At 70.8% G+C, this 17566-nt stretch carries 14 protein-coding genes; 10 read left to right on the top strand and 4 right to left on the bottom strand.

What is annotated here, in order from left to right:
* Window positions 1–75 precede the first annotated feature (75 nt).
* The 4 genes from secD (at window position 76) to ABZX75_RS18465 (ending at window position 6238) form a co-directional block, all read left to right on the top strand.
* On the top strand, window positions 76–1857 hold the full coding sequence (gene secD, locus ABZX75_RS18480) for a protein translocase subunit SecD (protein ID WP_355411661.1): 1782 nt from the start codon (window positions 76–78) through the stop codon (window positions 1855–1857).
* A 3-nt stretch (window positions 1858–1860) separates the two neighbouring features.
* Window positions 1861–2934, top strand: a complete 1074-nt coding sequence (gene secF / locus ABZX75_RS18475) for a protein translocase subunit SecF (RefSeq protein ID WP_355411659.1) — start codon at window positions 1861–1863, stop codon at window positions 2932–2934.
* Window positions 2931–3482: an adenine phosphoribosyltransferase gene (locus ABZX75_RS18470; RefSeq protein WP_355411657.1), complete on the top strand. Its 552-nt coding sequence runs from the start codon at window positions 2931–2933 to the stop codon at window positions 3480–3482. The genes secF and ABZX75_RS18470 overlap by 4 nt, the downstream gene beginning before the upstream one ends.
* A 335-nt stretch (window positions 3483–3817) precedes the next feature.
* Window positions 3818–6238: a bifunctional (p)ppGpp synthetase/guanosine-3',5'-bis(diphosphate) 3'-pyrophosphohydrolase gene (locus tag ABZX75_RS18465; protein ID WP_355411655.1), complete on the top strand. Its 2421-nt coding sequence runs from the start codon at window positions 3818–3820 to the stop codon at window positions 6236–6238.
* A 76-nt stretch (window positions 6239–6314) separates the two neighbouring features.
* Here the strand turns inward: ABZX75_RS18465 and ABZX75_RS18460 are convergent, their stop codons facing one another.
* Together ABZX75_RS18460 and ABZX75_RS18455 are read right to left on the bottom strand one after the other, a co-directional pair.
* Window positions 6315–7544 (bottom strand): DUF349 domain-containing protein, encoded by a 1230-nt coding sequence (locus tag ABZX75_RS18460; protein WP_355411653.1) that lies wholly within the window; start codon window positions 7542–7544, stop codon window positions 6315–6317.
* A 190-nt stretch (window positions 7545–7734) separates the two neighbouring features.
* On the bottom strand, window positions 7735–8517 hold the full coding sequence (locus ABZX75_RS18455; RefSeq protein ID WP_355411651.1) for a peptidylprolyl isomerase: 783 nt from the start codon (window positions 8515–8517) through the stop codon (window positions 7735–7737).
* A 153-nt stretch (window positions 8518–8670) separates the two neighbouring features.
* Here ABZX75_RS18455 and ABZX75_RS18450 point away from each other — a divergent pair, with 153 nt between their 5' ends.
* The 4 genes from ABZX75_RS18450 (at window position 8671) to ABZX75_RS18435 (ending at window position 12950) form a co-directional block, all read left to right on the top strand.
* Window positions 8671–9390, top strand: coding sequence for an MBL fold metallo-hydrolase (locus ABZX75_RS18450; RefSeq protein WP_355411649.1), 720 nt, complete (start codon window positions 8671–8673; stop codon window positions 9388–9390).
* Between the two features lie 10 nt (window positions 9391–9400).
* Window positions 9401–10663: a histidine--tRNA ligase gene (hisS, locus tag ABZX75_RS18445; protein ID WP_355411647.1), complete on the top strand. Its 1263-nt coding sequence runs from the start codon at window positions 9401–9403 to the stop codon at window positions 10661–10663.
* 217 nt (window positions 10664–10880) lie between these two features.
* Window positions 10881–11495 (top strand): vitamin K epoxide reductase family protein, encoded by a 615-nt coding sequence (locus ABZX75_RS18440; protein WP_355411645.1) that lies wholly within the window; start codon window positions 10881–10883, stop codon window positions 11493–11495.
* Between the two features lie 102 nt (window positions 11496–11597).
* The gene (locus ABZX75_RS18435; RefSeq protein WP_355411643.1) at window positions 11598–12950 is read left to right on the top strand and encodes a replication-associated recombination protein A; all 1353 of its coding nucleotides are present in this window, start codon (window positions 11598–11600) and stop codon (window positions 12948–12950) included.
* 52 nt (window positions 12951–13002) lie between these two features.
* Here ABZX75_RS18435 and ABZX75_RS18430 read toward each other — a convergent pair whose 3' ends face one another.
* The gene (locus tag ABZX75_RS18430; protein ID WP_355411641.1) at window positions 13003–13689 is read right to left on the bottom strand and encodes a DUF2470 domain-containing protein; all 687 of its coding nucleotides are present in this window, start codon (window positions 13687–13689) and stop codon (window positions 13003–13005) included.
* Window positions 13690–13975: 286 nt separating this feature from the next.
* Between ABZX75_RS18430 and rpsD the strand changes: the two genes are divergently transcribed.
* Window positions 13976–14587, top strand: coding sequence for a 30S ribosomal protein S4 (gene rpsD, locus ABZX75_RS18425; RefSeq protein ID WP_150520470.1), 612 nt, complete (start codon window positions 13976–13978; stop codon window positions 14585–14587).
* 127 nt (window positions 14588–14714) lie between these two features.
* Here rpsD and ABZX75_RS18420 read toward each other — a convergent pair whose 3' ends face one another.
* Window positions 14715–16988, bottom strand: coding sequence for an AAA family ATPase (locus tag ABZX75_RS18420; protein WP_355411639.1), 2274 nt, complete (start codon window positions 16986–16988; stop codon window positions 14715–14717).
* A gap of 147 nt (window positions 16989–17135) precedes the next feature.
* On the opposite strand from ABZX75_RS18420, the gene ABZX75_RS18415 reads away from it, so the two are divergent.
* Window positions 17136–17561 carry a DUF948 domain-containing protein gene (locus ABZX75_RS18415; protein ID WP_355411637.1) on the top strand — a complete coding sequence of 142 codons (426 nt, stop codon included), beginning with the start codon at window positions 17136–17138 and terminating at the stop codon, window positions 17559–17561.
* The last annotated feature ends 5 nt before the right edge of the window (window positions 17562–17566 follow it).

Genomic DNA, 17566 nt, shown 5'->3' with positions numbered 1-17566 from the left:
GGGTCCCCACCACACATTCGTGGCCGTCCGCGCGCTGACCCGGCGCGGGGCGGTTGGACAGGGAGAAACGACAAGGTGGCAGCACCGAAGAAGGGCCGGCGGCCCACGGGGGCTCAGGGGAGGCCGGGGCGCGCCCTGGCGATCATCCTGATCGCGATGGTGGCGCTCACCGCGGGGATGTTCCTCTCCAAGCAGACGACTCCCCGGCTCGGCATCGACCTCGCCGGCGGTACGAGCATCACGCTCAAGGCCAAGAGCGAGCCCGGCAAGCCGGACGCGATCAACGAGACCAACATGAACACGGCGGTCGGCATCATCGAGCGCCGCGTCAACGGTCTCGGAGTGTCGGAGGCCGAGGTGCAGACGCAGGGCCGCGACCACATCATCGTGAACATCCCCAAGGGGACGAACGAGCAGCAGGCGCGCGAGCAGGTCGGTACCACCGCCCAGCTGTACTTCCGCCCGGTCATCGCCTTCGCGGACGGCGCCCCGGTCGCCCCCGAGGGCACCCAGAGCCCGAGCCCCTCGGCGAGCGGCTCCGGCGCACCGAAGGCCGAGGACGGCAACAAGTCCAGTCCCTCGGCCACCCCGTCGTCCAGCGCCACTTCCCAGGGCCGTGCGCTCAGCGAGGCCCTCAGGGCCCCGAACGCCCCCACTCCCTCGCCCTCGGCGAGCGAGTCGAAGAAGGCAGACGACAACAAGGCTCCGTCCCCGTCCGCGACGCCTTCGGGCGACGAGGCCGCCGCCGCGGATCTGCAGGCGAAGTTCGCCGCGCTGGACTGCAACGACGAGGCGCAGCGCGCCGCCGCCGGCAAGGGCGCCAAGCCCGAGGAGCCGATGATCGCCTGCGGCAAGCGCGGCGACACCTGGGGCAAGTGGGTACTCGGCCCGGCCCAGGTCAACGGCCAGGACGTGAAGGACGCCAAGGGAGTCATCGACCCCCAGCGCGGCATCTGGATCGTCACGATGCAGTTCACCGACAAGGGCGCCGACAAGTTCGCCAAGATCACCGGTGAGCTGGCGACCAAGCAGATGCCGCAGAACCAGTTCGCGATCGTGCTCGACGGCGAGGTCATCTCCGACCCCTCCGTGAGCCAGGCGCTGACCGGCGGCAACGCCGAGATCACCGGCGGCTTCACCCAGCAGTCCGCTCAGGACCTGGGCAACATGCTGTCGTACGGCGCCCTGCCGCTCTCCTTCAGCGAGGACAGCGTCACCACCGTCACCGCCGCGCTCGGCGGCGAACAGCTGAAGGCCGGCCTGATCGCCGGTGCCATCGGCCTGATCCTCGTGGTCATCTACCTGCTGGTGTACTACCGCGGCCTGGCGTTCATCGCCATCGTCAGCCTCCTGGTGTCCGCGATCCTCACCTACACGATCATGGCGCTGCTCGGAAAGGGCATCGGCTTCGCGCTGAACCTGCCCGCCGTCTGCGGTGCGATCGTGGCCATCGGTATCACCGCGGACTCGTTCATCGTGTACTTCGAACGCATCCGGGACGAGATCCGCGAGGGCCGCACCCTGCGTCCGGCCGTCGAGCGCGCCTGGCCGCGTGCCCGGCGCACCATCCTGGTCTCCGACTTCGTGTCGTTCCTGGCGGCCGCGGTGCTGTTCATCGTCACCGTCGGCAAGGTGCAGGGCTTCGCCTTCACGCTGGGTCTGACCACCCTGCTCGACGTGGTCGTGGTGTTCCTCTTCACCAAGCCCGTCATGACGCTGTTCGCGCGTACGAAGTTCTTCTCCAGCGGCCACCCGTGGTCCGGGCTGGACCCGAAGCGGCTCGGCGCCAAGCCGCCGCTGCGCCGGGCCCGTCGTACCGGTGCCGTCCCCGCCCCCGTCGACGTAAAGGAGGCGTGAGAGATGTCGAAGCTGGGAGATCTCGGCGCCAAGCTGTACCGCGGTGAGGTCGGCTACGACTTCGTCGGCAAGCGCTTCCTCTGGTACGGCGTTTCCATCCTGATCACCATCACGGCGATCGTCGCCCTGGCCGTTCAGGGCCTCAACATGGGCATCGAGTTCAAGGGCGGTGCCGTCTTCACCACCCCGAAGACGGCCGTCTCCGTCGCCCAGGTGACGGAGGACGCGGAGAAGGCCTCCGGCCACGACGCGATCGTCCAGGAGCTCGGCACCGGCGGCATGCGGATCCAGATCTCCGGTCTGGACACCGACTCCGCGACCGGAGTGAAGAAGCAGCTCGCCGCCGACCTCAAGGTCACCGAGGCCGACATCAACGCGGACCTGGTCGGCCCCAGCTGGGGCTCCCAGATCGCCAACAAGGCCTGGACCGGCCTCGGCATCTTCATGCTCCTCGTGGTGATCTACCTCGCCATCGCCTTCGAGTGGCGGATGGCCGTCGCCGCGCTGATCGCCCTGGTCCACGACCTCACCATCACCGTCGGCATCTACGCGCTCGTCGGCTTCGAGGTCACCCCGGGCACGGTCATCGGGTTGCTGACGATCCTCGGTTACTCCCTCTACGACACCGTCGTCGTCTTCGACGGGCTGAAGGAGGGCTCGAAGGACATCGCCAAGCAGACCCGCTACACGTACAGCGAGATCGCCAACCGCAGCATCAACGGCACCCTGGTCCGCTCGATCAACACCACGATCGTGGCGCTGCTTCCGGTCGGTGCCCTGCTGTTCATCGGCGGCGGCTTCCTGGGCGCGGGCATGCTGAACGACATCTCGCTGTCGCTCTTCGTCGGCCTCGCGGCCGGTGCGTACTCCTCGATCTTCATCGCGACCCCGCTGGTCGTGGACCTCAAGGAGCGCGAGCCGGCGATGAAGGCGCTGAAGAAGCGGGTGCTCGCCAAGCGGGCGGCCGCGGCGGCGAAGGGCGGGTCCGAGGACGAGGGCTCCGAGTCCTCCTCCGACGGTGACGGCAACGACGAGCCGCAGGCTCTGGCGCAGGGCCGGGCAGGGCGGCGCCGGTGACCGCCCTCCCGTCCGACGTGCACGAGCTGCTGCTCGGCCGGATCAAGGACGTACCGGACTACCCGAAGCCGGGCGTGATGTTCAAGGACATCACCCCCCTGCTCGCCGATCCCAAGGCGTTCGCGGCGCTGACGGACGCGCTGGTGGAACTGGCCGGGCGGTACGGCGCGACGAAGATCGTCGGACTGGAGGCCCGCGGGTTCATCCTGGCGGCTCCCGTGGCCGTCCAGGCGGGAATCGGCTTCGTACCGGTGCGCAAGGCCGGGAAGCTGCCGGGGGCGACCCTCGGACAGGTCTACGACCTGGAGTACGGCACCGCCGAGATCGAGGTCCACGCCGAGGATCTGTCGGCGGGTGACCGGGTCATGGTCATCGACGACGTGCTGGCGACCGGTGGCACGGCGGAGGCGTCGCTGCAGTTGATCCGGCGGGCCGGCGCGGAGGTCGCGGGGGTGGCGGTCCTGATGGAGCTGTCGTTCCTGCCGGGGCGCCTGCGGCTGGCCGGTGCGCTGGCGGGGGCTCCGCTGGACGCGCTGATCGTGGTCTGACTTTCCTTGCCGAAGCGGCGGGTGTCCGGGTCTTCCCCGGGCGCCCGCCGCTTTCGCGTGCGGCGCCGCTGCCGGGGCTCCGCCCCGGACCCGCGCCTCGAACTGCCCCGGCTACCGCTCGGAGGGGCCTCCGGCGGAGCTGGGTGGTGCGCCTCGGACCCCGGCGGGGCCGGGTGGTGTGCCTCGTACGCCGCAGGCCCCCTGGGCTGCGGAGGGTTGGGGAGGGCCACGGGGAACGGCGAGCGGGAACCCTCGCTACCATGGGTTATCCGGACCTGACCGGGGCACCGGATCCTCCCCCGACTCCGTCCGGGGGGACCCCCAGAGGAGCGCTCTTGCCAGACGAGGTCCAGCCACTCTCCGCCGCGCAGCCCGACCCGCAGGCCGAGCAGGCCGCGGCGCCCGCCGCCACGCCCCCGCCGGCTCCGCCGGTCAAGCCCGCGCCGGCGAAGTCGGCCGGGTCCTCGAACCGCGTGCGCGCCCGTCTCGCCCGCCTCGGCGTCCAGCGCACCAATGCGTACAACCCGGTACTGGAGCCCCTGCTCCGCATAGTCCGCAGCAACGACCCGAAGATCGAGACGGCGACACTGCGCCAGCTCGAACAGGCCTATCAGGTCGCCGAGCGCTGGCACCGAGGCCAGAAGCGCAAGAGCGGCGACCCTTACATCACCCACCCGCTCGCGGTGACCACCATCCTCGCCGAGCTCGGCATGGACCCGGCCACGCTCATGGCCGGTCTGCTGCACGACACCGTCGAGGACACCGAGTACGGGCTGGAGGACCTGCGCCGGGACTTCGGCGACGCGGTGGCCCTGCTCGTCGACGGCGTCACCAAGCTCGACCGGGTCAAGTTCGGCGAGGCCGCGCAGGCCGAGACCGTACGCAAGATGGTCGTGGCGATGGCCAAGGACCCGCGCGTCCTGGTCATCAAGCTCGCCGACCGGCTGCACAACATGCGCACCATGCGGTACCTCAAGCGGGAGAAGCAGGAGAAGAAGGCCCGCGAGACCCTTGAGATCTATGCCCCGCTGGCGCACCGGCTGGGCATGAACACCATCAAGTGGGAGCTCGAAGACCTCGCCTTCGCGATCCTGTACCCGAAGATGTACGACGAGATCGTGCGCCTGGTGGCCGAAAGGGCGCCCAAGCGCGACGAGTACCTCGCGGTCGTCACCGACGAGGTCCAGGCCGACCTGCGGGCCGCCCGGATCAAGGCCACCGTCACCGGCAGGCCCAAGCACTACTACAGCGTCTACCAGAAGATGATCGTCCGCGGCCGCGACTTCGCGGAGATCTACGACCTGGTGGGCATTCGCGTCCTCGTCGACACCGTCCGCGACTGCTACGCGGCCCTGGGCACGGTGCACGCGCGGTGGAATCCGGTCCCCGGCCGGTTCAAGGACTACATCGCGATGCCCAAGTTCAACATGTACCAGTCGCTCCACACGACGGTCATCGGGCCCAGCGGCAAGCCGGTCGAACTGCAGATCCGCACCTTCGACATGCACCGCCGCGCCGAATACGGCATCGCCGCGCACTGGAAGTACAAGCAGCAGACCGTCGCCGGCACCTCCAAGGTCCGCACCGACGTCCCGCAGGCCGCCAAGGGCACCGCCGGCCAGGACACCGTCAACGACATGGCCTGGCTGCGCCAGCTGCTGGACTGGCAGAAGGAGACCGAGGACCCGGGCGAGTTCCTCGACTCGCTGCGCTTCGACCTCTCGCGCAACGAGGTCTTCGTCTTCACGCCGAAGGGCGACGTGATAGCGCTGCCCGCCGGCGCCACGCCCGTGGACTTCGCGTACGCCGTGCACACCGAGGTCGGCCACCGGACGATAGGGGCCAGGGTCAACGGCCGCCTCGTCCCGCTGGAGTCCACGCTCGACAACGGCGACCTGGTCGAGGTCTTCACCTCCAAGGCCGAGGGCGCAGGCCCGTCCCGCGACTGGCTGGGCTTCGTCAAGTCGCCCCGGGCGCGCAACAAGATCCGCGCCTGGTTCTCCAAGGAGCGCCGCGACGAGGCCATCGAGCACGGCAAGGACGCCATCGCGCGGGCCATGCGCAAGCAGAACCTGCCGATCCAGCGCATCCTGACCGGCGACTCCCTCGTCACCCTCGCGCACGAGATGCGCTACCCGGACATCTCCTCCCTGTACGCGGCGATCGGCGAGGGCCATGTGGCCGCGCAGGGCGTCGTACAGAAGCTGGTGCAGGCCCTCGGCGGCGAGGACGCGGCCAACGAGGACATGGAGGAGACCATCCCGCCGGCCCGCGGCCGCAAGCGGCGCAGCAACGCGGACCCGGGCGTGGTCGTCAAGGGCGTCGACGACGTGTGGATCAAGCTGGCCCGCTGCTGCACCCCGGTACCGGGCGACCCGATCATCGGATTCGTCACCCGGGGCAGCGGCGTATCGGTTCACCGCGCGGACTGCGTCAACGTGGACTCGCTCTCCCAGCAGCCCGAGCGGATGCTGGCGGTCGAGTGGGCGCCCACCCAGTCCTCGGTCTTCCTCGTCGCGATCCAGGTCGAGGCACTGGACCGGTCCCGGCTGCTGTCCGACGTCACCCGGGTCCTGTCGGACCAGCACGTGAACATCCTCTCGGCGGCCGTGCAGACCTCCCGCGACCGGGTGGCCACCTCGCGGTTCACCTTCGAGATGGGCGACCCGAAGCACCTGGGGCACGTCCTGAAGGCGGTTCGGGGCGTGGAGGGCGTCTACGACGTCTACCGCGTGACCTCGGCGCGCAGGCCGTAGCGAGCCGGTACACGAGAGTGGGCGCCACCCCTCGGGGGTGGCGCCCACTCTCATGTCATGCGGGTCCGGGGCCGCGTCAGCCGCCGAACTCCTCCAGGCCCTTCAGCGCCTGGTCCAGCAGGGCCTGACGGCCCTCCAGCTCCCGGGCCAGCTTGTCGGCCTTCGCGTTGTTGCCCGCGGCGCGCGCCGCGTCGATCTGACCGCGCAGCTTGTCGACCGCCGCCTGGAGCTGCCCCGTGAGCCCGGCCGCTCGCGCCCGAGCCTCCGGGTTCGTACGCCGCCACTCGCCCTCTTCGGCCTCCTGGATCGCCCGCTCCACCGCGTGCATCCGGCCCTCGACCTTCGGACGGGCGTCCCTCGGCACGTGGCCGATGGCCTCCCAGCGCTCGTTGAGGGAGCGGAACGCGGCCCGGGCCGCCTTCAGGTCCGTCACCGGGACGAGCTTCTCGGCCTCGTCGGCCAGCTCCTCCTTCAGCTTCAGGTTCTCGGTCTGCTCGGCGTCCCGTTCCGCGAACACCTCGCCGCGCGCCGCGAAGAACACGTCCTGAGCGCCGCGGAAACGGTTCCACAGGTCGTCCTCGGACTCGCGCTGCGCCCGGCCCGCCGCCTTCCAGTCCGCCATCAGCTCGCGGTAGCGGGCGGCCGTCGGACCCCAGTCGGTCGACTTCGACAGCGCCTCGGCCTCCGCGACCAGCTTCTCCTTGACCTTGCGGGCGTCCTCGCGCTGCGCGTCCAGCGAGGCGAAGTGCGCCTTGCGGCGCTTGGAGAAGGCCGAGCGGGCGTGCGAGAAGCGGTGCCACAGCTCGTCGTCCGACTTGCGGTCCAGGCGCGGCAGCCCCTTCCAGATGTCCACCAGCGCCCGCAGCCGCTCACCGGCACTGCGCCACTGGTCGCTCTGCGCCAGCTGCTCGGCTTCGACGACCAGGGCTTCCTTGGCCGCACGGGCCTCGTCCGCCTGCTTGGCCTTCTGGGCCTTGCGCTCCTCGCGCCGGGACTCCACGGTCGTGACCAGCTTGTCCAGCCGGACGCGCAGGGCGTCGAGGTCGCCCACGGCGTGGTGCTCGTCGACCTGCGTGCGCAGGTGGTCGATCGCCGTCTGCGCGTCCTTGGCGGACAGGTCGGTGGTCCGCACCCGCTTTTCGAGGAGGCCGATCTCGACCACCAAGCCCTCGTACTTGCGCTCGAAATAGGCCAGGGCCTCCTCAGGGGTGCCCGCCTGCCACGAGCCGACGACCTTCTCGCCATCGGCAGTACGCACGTACACGGTGCCCGTCTCGTCGACTCGGCCCCACGGGTCGCTGCTCACAGCGCCTCCTCCACCTGATGCCTGTGCGGGGTCGCCCCCTGGGCATCGTCCACAGTTTCCTGGGGCGGGCCGCGCCCGCCCTGCACAACGCCAACATAGGCGACCGCCGGGCCGGCTGTCCGCATCCCGCACGACGGAATATCGACGTACGGGGGGCGGGCCGACCGGGCCCGTGGGCCGCCGCGGGCCGTCAGTCCTTGCTGACGGTGCCCTTCTCGATCTTCACCTCGTTCTTCGGCGGCCCGTCCTGGCCGCCGTCGGCCGTCCCGGCCTTGGCGACGTCCTCCAGGACCTTCAGGCCGGCCGCGTCGATCTTGCCGAAGGGGGTGTACCCGGGAGCCAGCGGGCTGTCCTTGTAGACCAGGAAGAACTGGCTGCCGCCGGTACCGGGCTGGCCGGTGTTGGCCATGGCCACCGTGCCCGCCGGGTACGTCACCTGACCCTGCTCGTTCGGCTTGCCGAGGGAGTCCAGGTTCTCGTCCGGGATGGTGTAGCCGGGGCCGCCCCTGCCGGTTCCCTCGGGGTCGCCGCACTGGAGCACGAAGATCCCGCCGGTGGTCAGCCGGTGGCACTTCGTGTTGTCGAAGTAGCCCTTGTCGGCGAGCGCCTTGAAGGAGTTCACGGTCTGCGGCGTCTTCGCGGCGTCCATCGCGAACGTGATGTCGCCCGCGCTGGTCTTCAGGGCGAAGGTGTACTTCGCCTTCTGGTCGATCGCCATCTCCGGCGAGGGGGACTGCTTGGGCGTCGGCGAGGCGGACGGGTTCGCCGCCGGGTCCGTCGCCTGGTCCTTCTTGTCCTTGTCGAAGACGCCTCCCACGACGAGGCCGACCAGCGTGGCGACCACCACGGCCACCGCCGCCCCGATCACCGCCATGCGTCTGCGCGCCTTCTGCCGAGCCTCGGCCCGGCGCTTCTGCTGGCGCTCGTACTTCTCCCTGGCGAGCTGTCGCCGCCGCTGATCGTTCGTGACCACCGGGTCGTCTCCTTGTACGTGTCTGGTACTGCTGTCCGGGCTGGGATAGGCCGTACCGTATATGGGTTCGCTGTGTAATGATCCGCGCCGGTAGGCTCTGAGCAGCAGCATTCAGATCTGCAGCCTCCCCGCCGACGACGATTGAGGACGAACGTGCTGATTGCCGGGTTCCCCGCCGGGGCCTGGGGGACCAACTGTTACGTGGTCGCCCCCGCCGCCGGTGAGGAGTGCGTCATCATCGACCCGGGCCACCAGGCCGCCCGGGGTGTCGAAGAGACGCTGAAGAAGCATCGGCTCAAGCCCGTCGCGGTCGTGCTCACCCATGGCCACATCGATCATGTGGCCTCCGTGGTCCCGGTGTGCGGAGCACACGACGTACCGGCCTGGATCCATCCCGAGGACCGCTACATGATGAGCGACCCGGAGAAGGCCCTCGGCCGCTCCATCGGGATGCCGCTCATGGGCGAGCTGACCGTGGGCGAGCCGGACGACGTCCGCGAGCTGACCGACGGCAGCAGCCTGAAGCTGGCCGGAATGGACTTCTCGGTGGCGCACGCGCCCGGCCATACCAAGGGGTCGGTGACCTTCAGCATGCCCGAGCTGGGCGATGTTCCGCCGGTCTTCTTCTCGGGCGACCTGCTCTTCGCCGGCTCCATCGGACGCACCGACCTGCCCGGCGGCTCCCACGCCGAGATGCTCGAGTCGCTGGGCCGTGTGTGCCTGCCGCTCGACGACTCGACCGTGGTGCTGTCCGGCCACGGTCCCCAGACCACCATCGGCCGCGAGCGCGCGACCAACCCGTATCTGCGAGAAGTGGCCGCAGGCCGCCGAGGAAGCCGTGACGGCACCGCCGCTCCACGACGAGGAATGTGACGAGAACTCCGTGAGTACTTTCCAGGCCCCCAAGGGCACCTACGACCTGCTGCCGCCCCGGTCCGCGACGTTCCTGGCGGTCCGCGAGGCGATCGCCGGGCCGCTGAGGAACTCGGGCTACGGCTATGTGGAGACCCCGGGCTTCGAGAACGTCGAGCTGTTCTCCCGCGGCGTCGGCGAGTCCACCGACATCGTGACCAAGGAGATGTACACCCTCACGACGAAGGGCGGCGACCAGCTGGCACTCCGTCCCGAGGGCACCGCGTCCGTGCTGCGCGCCGCGCTGCAGGGCAACCTGCACAAGCTCGGCCTCCTGCCGGTCAAGCTCTGGTACTCCGGTTCGTACTACCGCTACGAGCGGGCGCAGGCGGGCCGCTACCGCCACTTCTCGCAGGTCGGTGCCGAGGCGATCGGCGCCGAGGACCCGGCGCTGGACGCCGAGCTGATCATCCTGGCCGACCAGGCGTACCGCTCGCTGGGCCTGCGCAACTTCCGGATCCTGCTCAACTCCCTGGGCGACAAGGAGTGCCGCCCGGTGTACCGGGAGGCGCTGCAGGCCTTCCTGCGCGGGCTGGACCTGGACGAGGAGACCGTCCGGCGCTCCGAGATCAACCCGCTGCGGGTGCTCGACGACAAGCGGGCCGACGTACAGAAGCAGCTGGTCGGCGCTCCGATGCTGCGGGACTACCTGTGCGACGCGTGCAAGGCGTACCACGAGGAGGTCCGCTCGCTGATCACGGCCGCGGGTGTGGCCTTCGAGGACGACGAGAAGCTGGTGCGCGGGCTGGACTACTACACCCGGACCACCTTCGAGTTCGTCCACGACGGTCTGGGCTCCCAGTCCGCGGTGGGCGGCGGCGGCCGCTACGACGGCCTGTCCGAGATGATCGGCGGACCGGCGCTGCCGTCGGTGGGCTGGGCGCTGGGTGTGGACCGTACGGTGCTGGCGCTCGAGGCCGAGGGCGTCGAGCTGGACATTCCGGCGGCGACGTCGGTGTTCGCGGTGGCCCTGGGCGAGGAGGCCCGCCGGGTGCTGTTCGGGAAGGTCACCGAGCTGCGCCGGGCCGGGATCGCGGCGGACTTCTCGTACGGGGGCAAGGGCCTCAAGGGTGCGATGAAGGACGCGAACCGGTCGGGTGCGCGGTTCGCGGTGGTCGCGGGCGAGCGTGACCTGGCCGAGGGCCTGGTGCAGCTGAAGGACATGGAGACCGGGGAGCAGTCCCCGGTGGCTCTGGCCGATCTGGTCGACGCGGTCCGGGCGAAGCTGGTCTGAGGGCCGCCGCCCGGCTGGGCGGGGCGGGGGAATCGCGCTGCGCGCGGCTCTCCGCCCCGCCCTTCGTCGTGCGCGCCGCCGTCCGGTCCGCGGGTGCGGCTCCGTCCTTATGTCCATCGAACGGCCGGGACACGTCCCGGTACGGCACAATGGCCGGTGCTTGATGACCTTGCAGGCGTGGCCGTACGGCCGTGGACGGGATGGCGGAGCGGGCGGTATGACGACACGAGGTACGGACGCGGACACCGCCCCCAGGACCGTCGGGGCCGGCCGGGCCCTGGCCCTGCTCCTGGTGATCACGGGGGCCGCGGGGCTGCTGGCCGCCTGGGTGATCACGATCGACAAGTTCAAGCTGCTGGAGGACCCGAACTTCACGCCGGGCTGCAGCCTGAACCCGATCGTCTCCTGCGGCAACATCATGACCAGCGACCAGGCGTCCGTCTTCGGCTTCCCGAACCCGATGCTCGGACTGGTCGCCTACGGGATCGTCGTCGCGGTCGGCATGAGCCTGCTGGCCGGGGCCCGCTTCCGCCGCTGGTACTGGCTGACGCTGAACGCGGGCACCCTCTTCGGCGTCGTCTTCTGCGCCTGGCTCACGTACCAGTCGCTGTACAACATCAACTCGCTCTGTCTGTGGTGCTGCCTGGCCTGGGTCGCCACGATCGTCATGTTCTGGTACGTCACCGCGCACAACGTGCGCGAGGGGCTGCTGCCAGCCCCGGGTTGGCTGCGGGCCTTCTTCGACGAGTTCGCCTGGGTCCTGCCCGTGCTGCACACCGGGATCATCGGGATGCTGATCCTGACCCGCTGGTGGGACTTCTGGACCTCCTGATCCCGGCCTGGGCGGGAGCTCCTGATCCCGGCCTGAGCCGGGCCTCCTGAGCCGCCGACCGGGAGCGCCGGTGTTGTCAGTGGGCTCGCATAGGCTTCCGGTGTGGAACCAGACCTGTTCACCGCCGCTGCCGAGGCCCGCCAGGAGAAAGACCCCGCGAGCTCTCCCCTCGCCGTCCGGATGCGCCCGCGCACCCTGGACGAGGTCGTCGGCCAGCAGCACCTGCTGAAGCCCGGATCACCGCTGCGGCGGCTGGTCGAGGAAGGGGCCGGGGGCCCCGCCGGTGCCTCGTCGGTGATCCTGTGGGGGCCGCCCGGCACCGGAAAGACGACCCTCGCCTATGTCGTCAGCCAGGCCACCGAGAAGCGGTTCGTCGAGCTGTCCGCCATCACGGCGGGAGTCAAAGAGGTCCGTGCGGTCATCGAGGGCGCCCGCCGCGCGGCGGGTGGATACGGCAAGGAGACCGTCCTCTTCCTGGACGAGATCCACCGCTTCAGCAAGGCGCAGCAGGACTCGCTCCTCCCGGCCGTCGAGAACCGCTGGGTGACCCTGATCGCGGCGACCACGGAGAACCCGTACTTCTCGATCATCTCCCCGCTGCTTTCGCGGTCACTGCTGCTGACGCTGGAACCGCTGACCGACGAGGACCTGAGCGCGCTGATGCGGCGGGCGCTGACCGAGGAGCGGGGCCTGGGCGGGGCGGTGTCCCTGCCGGCGGATGCCGAGGCACACCTGCTGCGCATCGCGGGCGGCGACGCCCGGCGGGCGCTGACGGCGCTGGAGGCCGGAGCCGGTTCGGCCCTCGCCAAGGGCGAGGACGAGATCACCCTCCAGACGGTGGAGGAGGCGGTCGACCGGGCGGCGGTCAAGTACGACCGGGACGGCGACCAGCACTACGACGTGGCGAGCGCCCTGATCAAGTCGATCCGCGGCTCCGACGTGGACGCCGCGCTGCACTACCTGGCGCGGATGATCGAGGCGGGGGAGGATCCCCGCTTCATCGCGCGCCGCCTGATGATCTCGGCGAGCGAGGACATCGGACTGGCGGACCCGACGGCGCTGCCGATCGCGGTGGCCGCGGCCCAGGCGGTCGCGATGATCGGCTTCCCGGAGGCCGCGCTGACCCTGAGCCACGCCACCATCGCGCTGGCGCTGGCCCCGAAGTCGAACACCGCGACGACCGCGATCGGGGCGGCGCTGGCGGACGTACGGGCGGGGCTGGCGGGGACGGTTCCGCCGCACCTGCGGGACGGGCACTACAAGGGCGCGGCGAAGCTCGGGCACGCTCAGGGGTACGTGTACCCGCACGATGTGCCGGGAGGCATCGCCGCGCAGCAGTATGCGCCGGACGAGATCCACGGGAAGCGGTACTACGAGCCGACGCGGTACGGGGCGGAGGCCCGGTACGCGGATGTGGTCGAGAAGGTCCGCGAACGCCTCCGGGGCGGGTCCTGACCCGCGGGTCGCCCACGCTCCCGGCACGCCGGCGACCCGTCCCCGGCGATCCTCAGTGGTCCGGGTGGCCCGCCGCCGAGAAGAGGGTGTGCATCGCCCGGCGCAGGCCGCAGATGTCCGCCACCGGCTCGGGGAAGTCGAAGCGGGCGTCGAAGGAGCCGGCTGCCCCGCCCGTGAAGCGGACGCGCAGGCCGAGCCGGTCCAGCGAGAGCGGGACGGCGGTCATGCCGTCGGCCTCCCGGGAGCCCAGCAGGCCGCACAGCTCGGCGATCCGGTCGCCGTGGGCCGAGTGCAGGTGCTGGAGCAGCTCCGTCTCGTGCGCGACCATCGGGTCGGGCTCCGCCAGGGCCAGGTCGTCGGGGTCCACCTGCTCGGCGCCCCAGAGGTCGTCCACCGACATCTCGCCGACCTCCAGGCGCAGGAGCATCCACGCCGGGCGTCCGTACGGCTCGCCGTCGAGCGCTTCGGCCATGCCCAGCAGTTCACCCACCGGATGGCGCTCCGCGAGCAGCGCCGCACAGGCCGCGCGGTCGGATCCGCGCACCGGCGTCAGCCACCCGCCCAGCCGGGCGTGGCCTCGGATACGATGGGGCACGGACACCGGCGCCACATCCGTGATCTCGATCACGGCGGTGAGGTCGTCGTCCTGGGCGTGAGCGGCTGCCCTGGCAGCCGCGGATTCCCCGGAAACAAGGAGAATCACGTCCCCGTCCGGGGTGACGGTCCGAGCGGCCGGCATCCCTGCCCCCAGCTCCGCGAGCTCCTGACTGTCAGGAGCACCCGGGAGCGTGAGGGATACTGAGGCGTTGGACTCTACGAGGGTTCGTACGCGTTCGGCTCCGGTGAGCTGCCGAACGCCTTCCCTGGGACGCGGCTGACCTTGCTTATCGTCGTCGAAAGCAGATTCCGTTTCGTTGGAATCTGAACTTCGATGCGCACTGGGCAGGGGGATCCCATGTGGTCGAGACATTACGTCCTCCTCGCTAAGGTAAGCCTCACCTAACTTACATGGAGGTAGGTTCCACGTGAACCAGAAGCGACCCAAGGTCAAGAAGTCGCGTGCCCTCGGCATTGCGCTGACCCCGAAGGCCGTCAAGTACTTCGAGGCCCGCCCCTACCCGCCGGGCGAGCACGGCCGTGGCCGCAAGCAGAACTCGGACTACAAGGTTCGTCTGCTGGAGAAGCAGCGTCTGCGCGCTCAGTACGACATCTCTGAGCGTCAGATGGCCCGCGCGTACGACCGCGCCAAGAAGGCCGAAGGCAAGACGGGCGAGGCGCTTGTCGTCGAGCTCGAGCGTCGCCTCGACGCCCTGGTTCTGCGTTCGGGCATCGCCCGCACCATCTACCAGGCCCGCCAGATGGTCGTTCACGGCCACATCGAGGTCAACGGTGGCAAGGTCGACAAGCCGTCGTTCCGTGTCCGCCCGGACGACGTCGTGACCGTGCGCGAGCGCAGCCGCGAGAAGGTTCCGTTCCAGGTCGCCCGTGAGGGTGGCTACGCAGGCGAGGGCGAAACCCCGCGTTACCTGCAGGTCAACCTGAAGGCCCTGGCCTTCCGCCTGGACCGTGACCCGAACCGCAAGGAAATTCCGGTCATCTGCGACGAGCAGCTCGTCGTCGAGTACTACGCCCGCTGATACAGGGGTACCTCCCGGCCCTCAGCCGGGGGACAGTCTCACAGGCTGGTCAGCCCGCCGTCCCCTTCGGGGGGCGGCGGGTTTTCCGCGTTCTGGACGGGCGTACCGGCCTGCGGGCCCACGGACGCTAGGGCTGGTCCCGGGCCGCCGGGGCGCGGCGCGGCGCCCGCGGGCCCCGCAGCCCCGCCCGGCTCGCCGGCCGCGGAGCCGGAGCCGCCCCGCCCCGCTCCCCGGGAGAGCGCTGCGCGCGCAGGACCAGGGCTTCCCGGCTCAGCTCCCGCCCCTCGGCGGCGTGCGCCCCGTAGCGCTCGGCGCCCAGCAGCTCGCCCGCCCGCTCCTGGCACATCAGCCGGGGGGCGTTGAAGTACCCCGAGCCGAACAGCTGCAGCCCCACCCCGTCCCACATCGGCTCCGCCGCGCCCTGGAGCACCGCCGCCTCGGCCGGATCGCCCTCCGCCACCGTGACCAGGGCCAGCAGTTCCACCGCCAGCACCAGGCCGACCAGATCGTTGAAGGTGTGGTTGACCGCCACGCACTCGGTCAGCAACCGCCGTGCCTCCTGCGTGCGCCCCGCGTCCAGGGCCGCGTACGCGAGGACGTACAAGGCGTACGCCTTCGTCCAGCGCTCGCCGCGCTCCTCGCAGATCTCCCGGACCTCCTCGCACAGCGACAGCGCGCCCGCGAGCTCACCCTGGAAGGCCAGCGCCATCGCCAGCTCCACCTGGCACATCAGCACATTGCTGTTCAGCTCCCCGGCCGCCCGGTACCGCTCCAGCGCGGAACCCAGCAGCTCCCCGGCCCGCGCCATGTCGTCCGAGACCAGCGCCAGACAGCCCAGCCGGTGCACCGCGTACGCCGCCGCCACCTGGTTCCCCACCCGCTCCGCCCCGTCGCGGCACTCGTACAGGGCGCTCATCGAGGCCACCGCGTCGCCTTGCAGGGCCGCCACGTAGCCGAGCACCCACAGCGCCTTCAGCCGCGAGCTCCCGTACTCCGACTCCGCGTGCCCGGATGCCCCGCCGGGCTCCAGGGTCCGGTCCAGCCAGTGCCGTCCCTCGGTCAGGCGCCCGCAACCCGCCCAGTAGAACCAGAGCGTGCCCGCCAGGTACTGGCCGAGGTGGATCTCGTCCGGCTCGTCCAGGCAGCACTCCAGCGCGAGCCGCAGATTCGGCAGCTCCGCCTCCACCAGCGCCGCGACCTCGTACTGGCGGGGGCTGAACCAGTCCAGCTCGCACCAGGTCGCCAGGCCCATGTACCAGTCCCGGTGCCGCCGCCGCAGCCGCCCCGCGTCACCCAGCGACTCCAGCCAGCCCGCCCCGTACAGCCGTACGGTCTCCAGCATCCGGTAGCGGACCCCGGCCGCCGTCTCCTCCCGGACCAGCAGGGACTGCGCCAGCAGCTCTCCGACCAGGTCCAGCACGTGCTCCACCGGCAGGTCGGGGCCCGCGCACACGTACTCGACGGCGTCGAGATCGAACGGCCCGGCGAAGACCGACAGCCGGGCCCACAGCAGCCGCTCCTCGGCCGTGCACAGCTCATGGCTCCACCCGATGGCCGTACGCAGCGCCCGGTGCCGGGGAAGCGCCCCCCGGGCGCCGCCCGTCAGCAGGGCGAAGCGGTCCTCCAGCCGGGCCAGCACCTGCGCCGGGGACAGCACCCGCAAGCGGGCGGCCGCAAGCTCCAGGGCCAGCGGGAGCCGGTCGAGGCGGGCGCACAGATCGGTCAGCTCCGACCGGTTCGCGTCGGTGACCGCGAAGGCCGGATCGCTCGCGGCGGCGCGCTCCGCCAGCAGGGCCAACGCCTCGTCCGGCGCCGGCGGGCCGAGCGGGAAGACCTGCTCCCCGTCCAGGTCCAGCGGGCGCCGGCCCGCCGCGAGCACCCGCAGGCCCGGGGAGCGGCGCAGCAGCTCCCGTACCAGCCCGGCCGTCTCGTCGACGAGCTGCTCGAAGCCGTCCAGGACCAGGAGCAGCCGCCGCTCGGCCAGGTGATCGGCCAGGACGGCCCGGGGCGGGCGCGTGGTGTGGTCGGTCAGCCCGAGCGCCTCCGCGAGCGTGAGCTCCAGCAGCGCCGGATCCCGTACGGTCGCCAGCTCGGCCAGCCATGCTCCGTCGCAGTAGCGTTCCTGCGCCGGTACGCCCCGAGCCTGGCCGGTTGCGCCGGTCTCGCCGGTCTGGACCGTCTCGGGGGAGCCGGATGCCCGTCCGGCCTCTTCGGCGAGCATCCGGGCGGCCGTGAGGGCCAGCCGGGACTTGCCCACCCCTCCCACGCCGGTCACCGTGACCAGCCGCGAGGACTCCAGCAGCCGCCCCAACTCGGCGAGTTCGCCACCCCGCCCGACGAACCGGTTCAGCTCCGAGGGAAGATTGCCCCGGGCCGTGTATGGAAGGGGTCTGTGTCGCATGGGACACGGAGAGTACTGGTCCGGACGCGCCGCGTTCAAGGCGAGCCCCCGACCCCTGAATTGCGGTACGGCCGGGGATCCTCGGCGCGATAGGGTCGTAGGGCGCATCTTCCCAGCAGTTCAGGTACAGACAGAGAGCGGTGTGACGTGTCCGGTGGAGAGGTGGCCGGGATCCTCGTGGCCGTCTTCTGGGCCATCCTGGTCTCCTTCCTCGCGGTGGTGCTGGCGAGGCTGGCCCAGGTGCTCAAGGCGACGACCAAGCTGGTGGCCGACGTGACCGACCAGGCCGTCCCGCTGCTGGCCGATGCCTCCACCACCGTCCGCTCCGCGCGCACCCAGCTCGACCGGGTCGACGCCATCGCGAGCGACGTCCAGGAGGTCACCTCGAACGCCTCCGCGCTGTCCTCCACCGTGGCCTCCGCTTTCGGCGGGCCGCTGGTCAAGGTCGCGGCCTTCGGCTACGGCGTCCGCAAGGCGCTCGGCCGAACGGATGAGCCAAAGAAGACGTCCCGTCGTACCGTGATCGTCGGCCGTACGGTGCCGGCGGCCCGGCGTCGGAAGCAGAAGGGCTGAGACCG

Source organism: Streptomyces sp. NPDC003038 (assembly GCF_040611115.1).
In the GTDB taxonomy this organism is placed as follows: Bacteria; Actinomycetota; Actinomycetes; order Streptomycetales; family Streptomycetaceae; genus Streptomyces.
The sequence above is the reverse complement of the archived record's forward strand: the minus strand, read 5'-3'. Positions and strand labels throughout refer to the sequence as shown.

What these genes read in the sequence shown, in the direction of transcription:
- ABZX75_RS18420 (WP_355411639.1), bottom strand. Translation starts at nt 16,988, where the DNA reads ATGCGACACAGACCCCTTCCATACACGGCCCGGGGCAATCTTCCCTCG.
- secF (WP_355411659.1), top strand. Translation starts at nt 1,861, where the DNA reads ATGTCGAAGCTGGGAGATCTCGGCGCCAAGCTGTACCGCGGTGAGGTC.
- ABZX75_RS18430 (WP_355411641.1), bottom strand. Translation starts at nt 13,689, where the DNA reads ATGCCGGCCGCTCGGACCGTCACCCCGGACGGGGACGTGATTCTCCTT.
- ABZX75_RS18440 (WP_355411645.1), top strand. Translation starts at nt 10,881, where the DNA reads ATGACGACACGAGGTACGGACGCGGACACCGCCCCCAGGACCGTCGGG.